Source organism: Spirosoma fluminis, assembly GCF_054778895.1.
Genome location: NZ_BAAGZD010000007.1, coordinates 270,148 through 284,805 on the forward strand (window position 1 = coordinate 270,148; position 14,658 = coordinate 284,805).

The 14,658-nt window shown below is 51.1% G+C and carries 15 protein-coding genes; 14 read left to right on the forward strand and 1 reads right to left on the reverse strand.

The genetic code is table 11. From position 1 onward, the window contains the following. Positions 1-18: 18 nt before the first annotated feature. The 8 genes from galE (at position 19) to ACYVBJ_RS12800 (ending at position 6,721) form a co-directional block, all read left to right on the forward strand. Positions 19-1,053 carry a UDP-glucose 4-epimerase GalE gene (gene galE, locus ACYVBJ_RS12765; RefSeq protein WP_460982684.1) on the forward strand — a complete coding sequence of 345 codons (1,035 nt, stop codon included), beginning with the start codon at positions 19-21 and terminating at the stop codon, positions 1,051-1,053. A gap of 58 nt (positions 1,054-1,111) precedes the next feature. Beyond that, complete coding sequence (gene rfbB / locus ACYVBJ_RS12770; protein WP_460982685.1) at positions 1,112-2,182, forward strand: dTDP-glucose 4,6-dehydratase; 1,071 nt, start codon at positions 1,112-1,114, stop codon at positions 2,180-2,182. Positions 2,183-2,237: 55 nt separating this feature from the next. Further along, complete coding sequence (locus ACYVBJ_RS12775) at positions 2,238-2,621, forward strand: four helix bundle protein (protein ID WP_460982686.1); 384 nt, start codon at positions 2,238-2,240, stop codon at positions 2,619-2,621. A gap of 58 nt (positions 2,622-2,679) precedes the next feature. After that, a complete protein-coding gene (gene rfbA / locus ACYVBJ_RS12780; protein WP_460982687.1) occupies positions 2,680-3,540 on the forward strand; it encodes a glucose-1-phosphate thymidylyltransferase RfbA in 861 nt (286 codons plus the stop codon). A gap of 430 nt (positions 3,541-3,970) precedes the next feature. Beyond that, a complete protein-coding gene (locus ACYVBJ_RS12785; RefSeq protein WP_460982688.1) occupies positions 3,971-4,369 on the forward strand; it encodes a hypothetical protein in 399 nt (132 codons plus the stop codon). 31 nt (positions 4,370-4,400) lie between these two features. After that, positions 4,401-5,075, forward strand: a complete 675-nt coding sequence (locus tag ACYVBJ_RS12790) for a hypothetical protein (protein WP_460982689.1) — start codon at positions 4,401-4,403, stop codon at positions 5,073-5,075. 113 nt (positions 5,076-5,188) lie between these two features. After that, positions 5,189-5,998: a sensor histidine kinase gene (locus ACYVBJ_RS12795; RefSeq protein WP_460982690.1), complete on the forward strand. Its 810-nt coding sequence runs from the start codon at positions 5,189-5,191 to the stop codon at positions 5,996-5,998. A gap of 63 nt (positions 5,999-6,061) precedes the next feature. Continuing rightward, positions 6,062-6,721, forward strand: a complete 660-nt coding sequence (locus tag ACYVBJ_RS12800; protein WP_460977825.1) for a response regulator transcription factor — start codon at positions 6,062-6,064, stop codon at positions 6,719-6,721. Positions 6,722-6,810: 89 nt separating this feature from the next. Here ACYVBJ_RS12800 and ACYVBJ_RS12805 read toward each other — a convergent pair whose 3' ends face one another. Beyond that, positions 6,811-7,599, reverse strand: a complete 789-nt coding sequence (locus ACYVBJ_RS12805) for an SDR family oxidoreductase (RefSeq protein WP_460982691.1) — start codon at positions 7,597-7,599, stop codon at positions 6,811-6,813. Positions 7,600-7,658: 59 nt separating this feature from the next. On the opposite strand from ACYVBJ_RS12805, the gene ACYVBJ_RS12810 reads away from it, so the two are divergent. The 6 genes from ACYVBJ_RS12810 (at position 7,659) to ACYVBJ_RS12835 (ending at position 14,646) form a co-directional block, all read left to right on the forward strand. Next, positions 7,659-8,474 (forward strand): DUF547 domain-containing protein, encoded by an 816-nt coding sequence (locus tag ACYVBJ_RS12810; RefSeq protein WP_460982692.1) that lies wholly within the window; start codon positions 7,659-7,661, stop codon positions 8,472-8,474. Between the two features lie 109 nt (positions 8,475-8,583). After that, entirely contained in the window at positions 8,584-10,035 is a 1,452-nt protein-coding gene (locus ACYVBJ_RS12815; RefSeq protein ID WP_460982693.1) for a DASH family cryptochrome, read from the forward strand. A 75-nt stretch (positions 10,036-10,110) separates the two neighbouring features. Then, positions 10,111-10,692 carry a LemA family protein gene (locus tag ACYVBJ_RS12820; RefSeq protein ID WP_460982694.1) on the forward strand — a complete coding sequence of 194 codons (582 nt, stop codon included), beginning with the start codon at positions 10,111-10,113 and terminating at the stop codon, positions 10,690-10,692. Between the two features lie 128 nt (positions 10,693-10,820). Continuing rightward, positions 10,821-11,252: a TPM domain-containing protein gene (locus ACYVBJ_RS12825; RefSeq protein ID WP_460982695.1), complete on the forward strand. Its 432-nt coding sequence runs from the start codon at positions 10,821-10,823 to the stop codon at positions 11,250-11,252. Then, on the forward strand, positions 11,245-12,078 hold the full coding sequence (locus ACYVBJ_RS12830; RefSeq protein WP_460982696.1) for a TPM domain-containing protein: 834 nt from the start codon (positions 11,245-11,247) through the stop codon (positions 12,076-12,078). Before ACYVBJ_RS12825 ends, ACYVBJ_RS12830 begins: the two co-directional genes overlap by 8 nt. Positions 12,079-12,282: 204 nt before the next feature. Continuing rightward, positions 12,283-14,646 carry a carbohydrate binding family 9 domain-containing protein gene (locus ACYVBJ_RS12835; RefSeq protein WP_460982697.1) on the forward strand — a complete coding sequence of 788 codons (2,364 nt, stop codon included), beginning with the start codon at positions 12,283-12,285 and terminating at the stop codon, positions 14,644-14,646. Positions 14,647-14,658 lie beyond the last annotated feature (12 nt).

Genomic DNA, 14,658 nt, shown 5'->3' on the forward strand with positions numbered 1-14,658 from the left:
AATTTCATAAAAAACGGTTTGACTCCTACAGGCAATTCTCCCAAAATTCTGGTTACCGGTGGAGCTGGCTTCATTGGCTCCCACACGGTTGTTTCGTTGGTTGAAGCCGGATTTGAGCCGGTTATTGTCGACGACTTTTCCAATTCCGAGCGTTCAGCATTAGACGGCTTGCGGGCTATACTGGGGCGCGACGTAACGTGTTATTCTGTTAACTGCAACGATGCGCCTGCCATGGAACGTATCTTCCAGCAGGAAGCCGTTATGGGAGTTATTCACTTTGCTGCACACAAGGCCGTGGGTGAGTCGGTAGCCCAGCCGCTGAAATACTATCGCAACAACCTCGATTCGCTGCTGCTGCTGCTGGAACTGATGCCTAAATACGGGGCAAAAAACCTGGTATTTTCGTCGTCCTGCACCGTATATGGTCAGCCTGAACATCTGCCCGTAACCGAAGAAACCCCCCGCCTACCAGCTCAGTCTCCGTACGGGAATACCAAAGCCATCAGCGAAGATATTATTCGTGATACCGTGCACGCTCAAGTGCCTATAAAGGCCATGGCGTTACGTTACTTTAACCCGATTGGTGCTCATCCGTCGGCTCAGATTGGTGAACTGCCTTTGGGCGTACCCGCTAACCTGGTGCCGTTCATTACGCAGACAGCCGCTGGCATTCGGTCGGGTTTGACTGTGTACGGCGCTGATTACAACACCCCTGATGGGACCTGCATTCGTGACTATATCCACGTAATGGATCTGGCCGAAGCGCATGTGCAGGCGTTACGTAAGCTAAGTGAAACGGACACCGACGCCTTCTACGACGTAATCAATATCGGTACCGGTCGGGGTGAAACCGTCTTGACTATTATTAAAACATTCGAGCAGGAAACCGGCGTTACGGTGAACTATACGATTGGCCCTCGTCGGGCAGGTGATGTTGAGCAGGTATACGCTGACGTAACCAAAGCCAATCGGGAACTGGGCTGGACCGCCCGGCGGTCGCTGGCTGAATCGTTGCGGGATGCCTGGCGCTGGCAGCAAAAACTAATGAAATAAGTCGCCATGCGCTGAGCAGCGGGGGCATTGGCCTAGTACCCACCAAGATTTATTGTTTATGAAATCTATACTGATCACTGGCGGAGCCGGTTTTATTGGATCGCACGTTGTCCGGCTGTTTGTGACAAAATACCCGGAATACCAGATCTATAACCTCGATGCGCTGACGTATGCCGGTAACCTGGCGAACCTGTCTGACATTGAGAACGCTCCGAACTATACATTCGTGAAAGGCGACATCACCGACGCGAAATTTCTGGAAGATATGTTCGCCGAGATTCCGTTCGACGGCGTGATACACCTCGCTGCCGAATCGCACGTCGATCGGTCCATTACCGACCCCATGGCGTTTGTGATAACGAACGTAGTGGGAACAGTGAATTTGCTGAATGCCGCCAAGAATAGCTGGCTGCAGGCCGGGGGCGCGTCCGCCTTCGAGGGGAAACGTTTTTACCACGTATCGACCGACGAGGTGTATGGCTCACTCCACAATCCGGATGAGTTCTTTACCGAAGAAACGCCCTACGACCCGCAGTCGCCGTATTCAGCTTCGAAAGCCGCTTCCGACCATTTCGTCAGGGCGTATGGTAATACGTACAAGTTGCCGGTCGTGCTGTCGAACTGTTCGAATAACTATGGCCCGAATCACTTTCCCGAGAAGCTGATTCCGCTGATGATTCACAATATTCAGGTCAACAAGCCGCTGCCTGTTTACGGCAAAGGCGAAAACGTGCGCGATTGGTTGTACGTGGTTGATCACGCGCGGGCTATCGACGCGGTTTTCCATAAAGGTCGCCTTGGGGAAACCTACAATATCGGAGGCTTTAATGAGTGGAAGAACATTGATCTGGTAAACCTGTTGTGCCAGATCATGGATCGTAAGCTGGGTCGGTCCGAAGGCGAATCGGCGAAGCTGATCACCTACGTTACCGACCGGGCCGGGCACGATCTTCGGTATGCGATTGATGCGAACAAGATCATGAACGAACTGGGCTGGCAGCCCTCGCTGCAGTTTGAAGAAGGTCTCGAAAAAACCGTCGATTGGTTCCTGGCCAATCAGGCCTGGCTGGACAACGTTACGTCCGGAGCGTATCAAAGCTATTATCAGGGAATGTACGCGAATCGGTAGGCTGTTCGTCCGTTTGCTTGTTTGTCTGTTCTTTCTGCCCTTGTTAATTTGCTGTATGCCAACTATCAAGCAATTTGAGGATATAAGGTCGTGGCAAAAAGCCAGGCAACTAGATCAAAAAATATTCAAGCTTACTCAAGGTATAGAACGCGACTATCGGTTTGTTAGTCAATGGCTCAGTGCTAGCGGGTCGGTAATGGATAATATCGCTGAAGGATTTGACAGGGAGGGAACGCGTGAGTTTATCCAATTCTTAAGCATTGCCAAGGGGTCAACAGCCGAAGTCCGATCTCAGGCTTATCGAGCGCTTGATCGGGGGTATATCGATCAGACGCAATTTGGAGAAGTTTATGATAGTGCCATCGAGATTAAGAATCTCATTGCTAAACTGATGAGTTATTCAAAAGAATGCGATATGAAGGGTGTTAAGTATAAGTAATTGAGTTGTCTCAATTACCGGACAGACAAACAACTAAACACCCAAACAAACCAAAAGAATGAAAGGAATTATACTCGCCGGAGGCTCCGGAACTCGTCTTCATCCGCTTACACTCGCCGTCTCCAAGCAATTGATGCCGGTTTACGATAAGCCGATGATTTATTACCCGCTCTCGATTCTGATGCTGGCGGGCATTCGTGAAGTCCTGATTATCTCGACGCCCCACGACTTACCTCACTTTGAGAAACTCCTGGGCGATGGGTCGCAGATCGGCTGCCAGTTCAGCTATGCGGTTCAACCTAGCCCCGATGGACTGGCGCAGGCGTTTATTATTGGCGAGGAGTTCATCGGCAATGATAAAGTGGCACTGGTACTGGGTGATAATATTTTTTACGGCTCAGGGCTATCGAAGCTGCTGCAAACCAACAACGACCCCGACGGAGGAGTCGTGTTTGCCTATAAAGTGCACGATCCGGAGCGGTATGGCGTCGTCGAATTCGATGGTGACCATCGGGTCGTATCTATTGAAGAAAAACCCAAACAGCCAAAGTCTAACTACGCGGTGCCCGGATTATACTTCTATGATAACAACGTAGTCGACATTGCCCACAATATCAAACCATCGCCGAGAGGTGAACTGGAGATTACGGACATAAACCGGGTCTATCTGGAGCAGGGAAAACTGAAAGTCGGTGTACTGGACCGGGGTACCGCCTGGCTCGACACCGGTACGTTTGAGTCGCTCATGCAGGCCGGTCAGTTTGTGCACGTCATTGAAGAGCGTCAAGGGTTAAAGATCGGTGCTATCGAAGAAGTAGCGTATCGAATGAAATTCATCAACGCCGATCAACTGGCCGAAATAGCCCGCCCGCTGGTGAAAAGCGGGTATGGCGAATACCTGCTGAACATTTTGAAATAGCGCTTTTTTCGAGATTGACATAAAAAAACGCCGGAGCAAGTGCTCCGGCGTTTTTTGTTAACCTAACCTATGATCGTTCCGCCGAAGCGGATAAGAAAGCCGTTGCAATTGGCTGTTAACAGCGCTCGATCCGTTCGTTGCCTGATTGCTACGTGACAAAGGTAGATAGGCCGGTGCTGCTTTGTAAGCGCAAAAACCCCGATTTTATTTCCCAAGAACAAAGCAGGCATAACTCCGCAATTTAGTACGTAGAAGTACGTATTAGACAGAGAAGTGCCTAAGTTAATTCATTGAAAATCAGTAACTTTGTCTTTGCGCGTTGCACTATGTACTAACATTACATCAATCTATTCGCCGTATCTTTATTCAGCTTTCCGCTTAAATCCGTTCACCTTAACACGTACTAATTTCTTCTTAAACGTTTATCTCTATGGGTTTTTTTAATGAAAATGCAGGGCGCTTTCTTCGTCGGCCCGAAACAACATCATTGTTGGAGGCTTACCGCGATCGGAAGCTGGCGGTTGGCCTGACCAAAGACGATTACGTCCGCTCAGAATACTTCGGTATTAACCAGGTCATGCAGTTGCTGAGTCAGCCGGGCTGCGTGGGACTACGCATCCACCACGCAAAGCGGTGGGAAGATGAAGACGGCAATCCAACCGAACCCGGCAAAGGGCAGCTGAAACCCCGCGTGTTGTTAACGGGTGTGGACGGAAAAGGCCAGGATATGCCGATCCGGAGAGACCAGGCCGGTTTGAAGGACATGCCCGGTGATGGCGGTGAAGAAATGTTAGGCGAAGGTCATACGTGCCCAAGACATTGTGCTTAGGAGGTATAACCGATTGTTTTAAACTACCGAAATGTGGGAAAAGCTTTACGAACAAATTAAGGAGTATCCACTCGATTTTATATCGCATTTCGGTAGTCTGCTGCCCATATTCGTAGGCTTGTTCAACTACCGGCTGATTGCTAAAGAACAGCGGGTAGGCCTGCTGTTATTTTCGTTTTATTTTATCAAAGACACCTACTCGCTCTGGCTGAGCCTGCACCATCATAATAATCTATATATACAAAATATACAGGCTATTATCGAACTGCTGTTAATCGGGATTTTATACAGTGCTTCGTTTCCGTCTAGAGGCAAAAAACTGACTATTATGGCTCTGGTTGGGATTTCTATCCCCATCCTGATTTTTTTCTACAAACCCGATGCAGTATCTGCTGAGATACAATCTATTTTCCGGATATTTTCCATCGCCGTTTGCCTGCTGTATTTCAACAACCTGATCAGTCGACTGGTGGTCCGGAATATACTTACCTACAGTATGTTCTGGATAACATCGGGTTTATTGATTTATACGGCCGGTACGTTTTTCATTTTTTTATTCGGCGAGTACATCTATAATCCTAATGAGGTTTCTGACGAGGTATTCGATTTTTTCTGGAACGTAAGTCAGCTCTTGTTTATGGTTTTCTGCCTGCTTTTTTCCGTTGGTCTTTGGCTTGGCCGGTACGATCGCGAAAACGTTACGTAGTAAAGCCGGTACGTTGCCGCTTACTCAATAGCAGTGGGTAAGACGTTGACATTCAGCTGATAATTATTCAACTTTACTCTACTCAGATTACGCCGTGAGTAGACAAAACGCCGATGGATTCCGGTTTTGTAATTGCGGTCGGTACGGCCGTATTGTTGATGATGGCGGTGTTCATCATCATTTTTGTTGCCTATTACCAGCAGAAGCAGGCAAAGCAGCAACTGGCCCTCAAGGAGTTGCAGGAGCAGCACCGGCGTGAGCTTATGGCCGCTACGTTCCGGGGGCAGGAGGAGGAGCGCCGACGGTTGGCCGAAGACCTTCATGATGGGATTGGCACGATGCTGTCGGTGACGAAAATGAGCCTTAACCAACTCGAACGGCAGTTAAACGGCGATACTATCCGGACAAGCTTACAGGTTCAGAAAACGCGCTCGATGCTTGACGAAACCATGACGAACGTCCGGCGTATCAGCCGCGACCTGGTCCCGACAACGCTCAAGCGATTTGGCTTAGTGGCCGCTCTGGAAGAACTGGCCGACCGCGTTACCGATAGCCAGCTCGAAGTTCAGATAAGCTGCCCCGAAGCTATTGAGCAACTTTCGTCTGCGCTTGATCTGATGCTGTATCGAATTGCGCAGGAATTGATCAACAACGCCATCCGGCACGCGCGGGCAAGCCACATCGCCATTCAGTTGCAGTGTTTCGACGATGAAGTCCGCTTGTCGGTTCTGGACGATGGGATCGGGTTTGACTTCGACGCGATTATGGAGAAACGGCAGGGAGGGTTAGGGCTGCGAAACATAGAAAGTCGGTTAAGTGTTGTCAATGGCCACGTAACGTTTGACGTTGCTCCCGGCCGGGGTTCGCAGATTCACGTACAAGTACGACTCCACGACGCGGAACCTGTTGATTTATTGAGTTAATTTGTTAGCCGGATGGCCGACAGCAGCGCCCATAAACGAGTCGGCACCTAATAACCCTCCTCTATGCGAAAAATTAAACTGGCCCTCTGCGACGATCACACCTTGTTTCGCGTCGGGATGGCAACAATACTCGGTCAAATCCACGATTTTGAACTGATTCTGGAAGCTGGCAATGGACAGGAACTTATCGATAAAATTCCCCGTCGGATGCCCGACGTTGTGCTGCTTGACCTGCAAATGCCGGTGATGGACGGAACGGCCACTGCCGATTTTCTGCGGGAGAATTATCCACTCATTAAAATAGTCGTGCTCACCATGCACGACGAAGATCGGATGGTGCTGCACCTGCTGGAAAAGGGAGTAAGCGGTTACCTCCTGAAAGATGCAGAAGCGGGCGAGGTGGAGAAAGCCATTCGCAAGGTGATGGACGAAGGCGTTTACCTCAACGAGTTCGTGTCTAAAGCCATGCTTCGGAAAATGACCAACAAAACCACCGTTGCGAAACCGGTCAACGCTTTTTACAACAGCAAAATCCTCTTGTCGGAACGCGAAAAAGAGGTGCTTACGCTTATCTGCGAAGGACTTTCTACGAACGAGATCAGCGAGAAAATCTTCCTGAGTCCCCGAACGGTCGAAGGCCATCGGCTGCGTATTCTGGAAAAAACCGGAACGAAAAATACGGCGGGTATGGTAGCCTACGCGTTTAAAAATAGCCTTGTTTAAGTTGTAAGGTTAGCGAGTTACAGAGTCATACAGTTCATGAAGCGACAGCCAGCAATGCCGCTCTGTAACCCGCTAACCCTCTGACTCCTTTAAAGGCTTCCCGTTTTGCCGCCGTCGACGGGAACGTTGATGCCATTGATGGCCGCGGCTGCGGGAGCGCATAAAAAGGCAACGGCCGCAGCCACTTCTTCGGCCGTTACAAACCGCCCCATCGGAATTTCGCGTTTCATCTGGTCTGCAACTTCGTCTTCCGTTTTGCCTGACGATTTTGCCCGCATGGTCAACACGGCCTTTAGCCGGGCGGTTTTTGTGTAGCCAGGCAGTACGTTGTTGACCGTGATACCAAACTGAGCAATTTCCAGCGATAAGGTTTTTGCCCATTGAGCAACCGCCCCGCGAATGGTGTTCGACACCCCCAAACCAACAATGGGCTGCTTCACCGACGTGGATACGATGTTCACAATGCGCCCATAACCAGCCTGCTTCATGGCAGGAACCACCGCTTGTACCAACGCCTGATTAATGAGCAGATGGTTATGAAAGGTTTGCACGAACTCTTCGGGCTTTGCCTCCAGTAACGGCCCACCTGCTGGCCCGCCCGTATTGTTAATCAGAATATGAATTTCGGGAAACTGAGTCAGGTGCTCATTGACTGCCGTTAGTACCGTGCCCGGCTGATTGAAATCCGCAACGAGGTAGTGGTGTTTCTGGCCCCTGGCAGTGTCCAGACTGGCCAGGGTTGTTTGTAGGGCTTCTTCATTCCGGGCGAGGAGAACCACGTTGGCCCCCAACTGCGCTAATTCCAGTGCCGTAGCCCGGCCGATGCCTTGTGTACTGCCGCCAACAAGGGCTGTTTTCCCTGATAAGTCAAGATTCATGGGGTGTTTTTACATTTAGTCGGTCCGTTTCAAAACATAAACCTGTTCGGACGTTACGTATGTTTGCCCTAAACAAACAAAAAATAATGGGGTACGCCATGCCAAAAGGAAGGTTAAGTAAACTCATTGGACTGCTGATGCTTACGTTATGTGCATTTACTGAGCCTAGGCACGAGTCGAAGTGGTCGTTTGCCGCCGACCGCACTGACAACCGCATCCTCGATCGTTTACTGAAGAAATACGTTAACGAGAGAGGACTGGTCAATTATAAGGGGTTGAAGAGGGAAGAGAACGTCCTGAAACAGTACCTCGACCTTTTGAGTCGCAATCCACCGAACGCTACGTGGCCCAGAACCGATCAGGTTGCCTACTGGATCAATGCCTACAACGCTTATACACTTCAACTGATTATAAACCATTATCCGGTGGCAAGTATCAAGGATATTGGGTCCAGGATCAAAATTCCGCGTGTCACTACGTCGGGAGCCAGCAAGTTTTTCAGCATTGGCGGGAAGCCGATGAGTCTTGATAATATTGAGCGTAATGTGCTTAAGCAGTTTAACGAGCCCAGAATCCACTTTGCCCTGGTTAATGCAGCCCGGTCGAGCCCCCGCCTGCGAAACGAAGCTTATACGGGCGACAAACTCATTGCTCAACTCGACGAGCAGGGACGAGATTTTCTGAACGATCCGACCAAGAACGCGGTCACGCTTCAAAGAGCCAGTTTGTCGAAGTATTTCGACTGGCACAAAGCCGATTGGACCAGAAACGGAAAGTCTGTTCCCGAGTGGGTAAACGAATACGCCAATACCAAAATTCGCAGCAGCACAGCCATCTCATTTCTGGAATACAACTGGGCGCTTAACGAGCAGTAAGACCCGAAAGCCGCCAAGCCGATGCCCATGCGCTGCGAACAATGCGGCTGGAATTAGGTTCAGATTAACGTATAAACTGCGGATCATAGACCACCTCTGCTTGCTTCTTATGCCTAAACGTATTGTATACTGGTTCCGGAACGATCTGCGATTACACGATAATGAAGCCCTGGCTCGTGCGCTTGAGGCTGCGGATGAAGTGCTGCCAGTGTATGTGTTCGACTCCCATTGGTTTGATGAACTGCCGCAGCTTGGCTTCCGAAAGACCGGTATTTTTCGAACCAGTTTTCTTCTTGAAGCCGTTGCTGACCTGCGTCAGTCGTTACGTAACAAAGGTGCGGATTTGATTATCCGAACGGGGGACGCTGCCACGATACTGGCTCAACTGGCCGAAGACATGGAAGCGGAGGCTATTTATGCCGGCAAAGAAGTCACTCAGGAAGAAACCGACGTGGAATCGGATTTGAGCAAACGCCTGAAGCCGATCAACGTTGACCTGGAGTTGTTCTGGGGCGCTACGCTGTATCATGTTCGGGATCTGCCGTTCGAAATTTCACGATTGCCCAATGTGTTCACTCAATTCCGGAGCCCGCTCGAAAAACACGCGCAGGTGCGTGAACCCATTGCCCTGCCCGGACAGCTTCGCTTGGTAACCACATCTGTAGAGCCGGGCGATATGCCTACGCTGGCTTCGTTCAACTTTGCGCCGGAGCTAACCGCCGACGTTCGTGCTGCGGTACCCTTTAAAGGTGGGGAAACGATAGCTCTCGCCCGACTGAAGCGTTACATCTGGGATAAGGACCTTGTGCAAACGTATAAGGAAACACGGAACGGGATGCTGGGCGAAGACTACTCATCCAAGTTTTCGGCCTGGCTAGCCATCGGCTGTTTGTCACCCCGGCTCGTCTATCAGGAAATTAAACGGTACGAAGAAGAGCGGGTTAAGAATGAATCGACGTACTGGCTGATTTTTGAGCTGATCTGGCGTGACTTCTTTCGGTTCATAGCGTTACGGTACGGAACCCGAATCTTTAAGCCGAGCGGCATCAAACATGATTTAAATCAAAAATGGCGTCGCGAACCAGAGGTGTTTGCTACCTGGACCAACGGTAAAACCGGTATTCCATTCATAGACGCCAATATGCGGGAAATGAACGCAACGGGATTTATGTCGAATCGGGGCCGACAGAATGTGGCCAGCTTCCTGGTAAAGGATCTGGGAATCGACTGGACCTGGGGCGCGGCTTACTTCGAGAGTCTGTTGGTCGATTACGACCCGTGTAGCAACTGGGGAAACTGGAACTACATAGCGGGCGTCGGTAACGATCCGCGCGAAAATCGCTACTTCAACATCTATAGCCAGGCTACCCGGTATGATGAAACAGGGCAATACGTAAAACACTGGCTGCCGGAGTTAGCCCATGTGCCTGCCGAACGTATCCATGCGGTGCATAACTTATCCGCTGAAGAACAAAGGCAATTTGGCGTTAGTTTGGGCCAGGATTACCCATTACCGGTCATCAATCCAGACAAATGGACAGAGGCCGAAAAACACCGTTGACGTAGTTTTACGTTGACAAGTAAGAAGTTTTAGGCAAATTTGAATCAATAACTAACCTAATCAGGTAACACAACCATGTCAAGAACCACTATTATCGTCGTTGCTATTCTCCTTATTTTAGGTGTATACGGCTGTAGTTCATACAACGGGCTAGTTCAAAAGGATACCTCTGTTGAAAACGCCTGGGCTAACGTTCAAACGCAATACCAACGTCGCGCTGACCTGATTCCGAACCTCGTTCGAACTGTACAGGGGGCGGCTAATTTCGAGAAAAGTACCTTACAGGCCGTTATAGAAGCACGGTCTAAGGCAACAGGCATAAACCTGACTGCCGACCAACTGACTCCCGAAAATATTCAGAAATTTCAGGCGGCACAGGATCAGCTAAGCGGCTCATTGTCCCGTTTACTGGCGGTTGCCGAAAGCTATCCGCAGTTGAAGGCGACTCAGAACTTTTCGGAGTTACAGGCGCAGCTGGAAGGAACTGAAAACCGGATTACCGTAGCGCGTAACGACTTCAACGGCGTAGCGACGAACTACAACCAATCGGTACGCTCGTTTCCGAACAACATTTTTGCGGGGATTTTCGGCTTCCAGCGTCGCGGGCTTTTCGAAGCCTCGCAGGCGGCTCAGAGTGCACCAACGGTTCAGTTTTAATTGTTACTTCGTTACCTGTGCAGTGTTTACCCCTCCCAACCTCCCCTCGTAGGGGAGGAGTTGAAGCTAGCTGCTTGTAAGAAGCCGGGAGGGGTAGACATCACGCACAGGTAACGATAACTCAAACCATGAACAGCCCCTTCAACCCCGCCGACCAGCAACGTATTGTCAAAGCCATTCAGGAAGCCGAGAAGGCAACGTCTGGCGAAATACGGGTGCACGTAGAACCCCATTGTGCCGATCAGGACCCTATGCAACGGGCCATTGACGTATTCGCGCGGCTGGGTATGCACCAGACCAAAGAGAAAAACGGCGTCTTGTTTTATCTGGCTCATGCTGATCGGAAGTTCGCGGTAGTCGGTGATAAGGGGATTGATGAAAAAGTGCCCCAAGACTTTTGGGAAAGCACAAAAGACCTGCTTCGACGCCATTTTGCGGCCGGAGAGTACGCCGAGGGGTTAAGTCGGGGTATCGAACGGGCCGGGCAGCAACTGAAACAGTATTTTCCTTACGCCAGCGACGACACCAACGAACTCTCTGACGAAATTTCGTTTGACTGATACATCCGTGAACGTACCCACCTTTTATCATATCGCCCGAACGTTACGTGTAGGGCTGTTGGTGTTATTACTCACTGTGCCACTACGTTTGCTGGCGCAGGTAAGCAGCGCCGATTCCGTTATTCCGAACCGGCCGAATCCGCCCCGGCTCGTTAACGATTTTGTGGGTATACTGGGCAGCAGCGAACGGGCGCAGCTCGAACAGAAACTGCGGGCCTATAACGATACCACGTCGACCCAGATCACGATCGTTATTGTCCGAACGACGGAGCCTTATCCCATAGGTGACTTTGCGTTTCAGGTTGGCCGGAAGTGGGGCGTTGGCCAGAAAGGTAAGAATAACGGTCTGGTGCTGGCCTGGGCCACCCAAACCCGAAAAATATTCATCGCGACCGGATACGGACTGGAAGGGGCCATCCCTGACGCCATTGCCAAGCGAATCATCAGCAACACGATTGTACCCGCCTTTAAGCAGGAGCGGTATTACGAGGGCCTCGATGCCGCAACTACCGAGATTATCCAGCGTGCCCGTGGGGAGTACAAAGATGAATCGGATGGGAATGAGTCAGGCGGTGCGGGTGTAGGGCTCCTTGTCATCATCTTCATTGTTTTTATCATCGTCTTCGCCATTTCACGGCGCAACGGCGGGGGAGGTAACAACCGTAATCGGGGTGGTGGCTTTTTCCCGCCGGTATTCTTCCCAACGTCTACTTATTCTGGCTGGGGTGGCTCCGGTGGTGGCGGCTGGAGTGGTGGCGGTGGTAGTGATTTTGGCGGCTTCGGGGGCGGCAGCTTTGGCGGTGGTGGGGCGGGTGGCGATTATTAGATTGCCCGTTCGCGCTACTTCATAACCTGCCGTGCAATCTGTATGGTACGTGAGGAGGATGGAGCACTACGTGCCTGGAGCTGTCGATGAATGATCTTTGTCGGACAAATTGCTTTCCGTCAGAGAAAGCAACCGTTTGGCCAAAAATAAACGACTAAGCAGCTTTGTCCGTTTATTTTTGCCGTGCCGATTGATAAGCTCCGTATGTCCTTTACGTTACCACGCCTTACTCTTATTTTTCTTTTTCCGATTGCAGTAACCGCCCAGACAACAACGGTCATCCCAAATACGGCCGAGTCGGACGTCGTGCAGCCCGATACACTCCGCGAAGACCTCGTTCCGTTGTCGGGCAATGGGGGAGGAGCCGTTATTTTCGCGCCTGCCAAAAAGCAGCGCACGATCCGGGCGGTTGAAATCAACGAGAAGTTAAAGATTGACGGGCGTTTAGACGAAGCCGACTGGCAGCGTGTAGCCCCTATTCATCAGTTCATCCAGGTCGATCCCAAACAGGGCACTCCGGCTACGTTCGATACCGACGTTCGGGTGCTCTATAACCGGCAATTTCTGTACATCGCGGCTTTCAATCGCGACTCTGCGGGCCGACGGGCGTTGCGAACGCCGAACTTTAAACGAGATTTTTCACCACAGGCCAATGATCTGTTTGGGGTGGCCGTCGACGGATTTCACGACAAACGTAACGCCATGGCGTTTCTGACAAATCCATACGCCACGCAGCGCGATCTGCTTTCCTTCGACGATTTATTGTATGACACGGACTGGGACGGGCTATGGAAAGTGCGCACGACCCGAACGGATTCGGGCTGGATTGCCGAAATGCAGATACCCTGGCAAACGTTACGTTACCCGCGAACTGCCGATTCCGTTCAGACGTGGGGGATTAATTTCTTTCGCAACCGCCGATCGAGCAACGAGCTATCGGCCTGGTCTCCGTTTCCGAGGGCTTTCCCTTCCGCGTTACGTATGGAGTACGCAGGTCTGATAACGGGTATCAAGCCTCCTCCGCCCCGCGCCAATATTCGCGTACAACCGTATGTACTCATTGCCGATGATCGCTATAACGGTACGGAAGTAGGAACCAGCGGTGACGCCAAACTTAAGATTGGTGGCGATTTGAAATGGGCGATCAACCCAAATACAGTGCTGGATCTGACGCTGAATACGGATTTTGCGCAGGCTGACGTAGACCGGCAGGTGAACAACCTGAAACGATTATCAGTGTTGTTTCCTGAACGACGCGGGTTCTTTCTGGAAAATGCCAGTCTGTTCGGAGCCGGACTAGCGGGCAATGATTTTGGTGAAGGTGGCAGCATGGTTATCCAGCCATTCTTTAGCCGAACGATCGGGCTGGCGCAACTCCCCGATGGCACGAGTTCACCAGTTCCCATCGATGCGGGTGCCCGGATCGTGTATCGGTCTGTCGCCCGGAATTACGGCGGCATGTTTATCCGGCAACGTGGCATTCCGGGTAGCCCAACTACGGATTTTGCCGTGGGGCGTTACGTAGAGAATGTAGGCAAACAGAACCGTATCGGTGGCATTGTGACGTTTAAGAATGTGCACGCGACCGATAGTACCGCTGGACGTCAGAACGCTACGGTGGCTGTAGACGGTTTTTTTCGCATTAGCCAATCATTGTCGTATAACGCGATGGTGATTGGCTCGTTTACCAACGACGCCAATGAACCGAGGGCACAGTCGAACGCGAATGGCCAGGGTTTGTCGGGGTATAGTCAGTTCTTTTATCGGTCCAATCAGTTCGTTGGCTGGCTGACGCAGACGTTAGTAACCCGAAATTTTAACCCTGAGATGGGATTTGTGTCGCGCTCCGACGTATTCTCCCATTCGTTTGGTGGATTCCTCGTCAACCGCCCGAAATGGATCCCTAAATGGGTCCGCAATTTTGAGCCGGGTGCCTTTATTGAACTCTACCACAAAGCATCGACGGGGTATTTGCAGGAAGCACAATGGAACCTGAATCCGGTCTGGTTCACGTTTCAGAACGCGGGTAACTTTGGGCTGTTCGTTAATCCGGTATTTCAGCGGCTGGACGATGGCGATTACCGCCCGCTCGATCTGGCAATTCGGTCTGGTACGTTCCGTTACGTTCGCTACGCGGCCATACTAGGCACCGACCCTTCGAAGCGCGTATCGTTTAATACGTTCCTGGAAACCGGCCGGTACTACGATGGGCAACTGCATTACGGCCGGGCCTCCATGATTCTGGCTCCTATTCCGCATACCTCCTTTACGCTGAGTAGCGAACTGAACCGGTTTCAGAACGTAGGCAGCTATACGGGGACTGTCGCGCTCTACAGCGTCGAGGGTCGACTGGCGATGAACCCCCGTGTGCAACTCATCGGCTTTTTTCAGCGGAATACCTACACCGACAAAAACGTCTGGAACATGCGGTTATCCTGGGAGTTTCAGCCTTTATCGTTTTTGTATATTGTGTATAACCACGGCAGTTATGCCGGTTCGCTACGGATCACCGACCGCCAGCAGGAGCAACACATCATCGGTAAGGTCTCGTACCTGAAGCAATTCTAAACCGCACAGGCG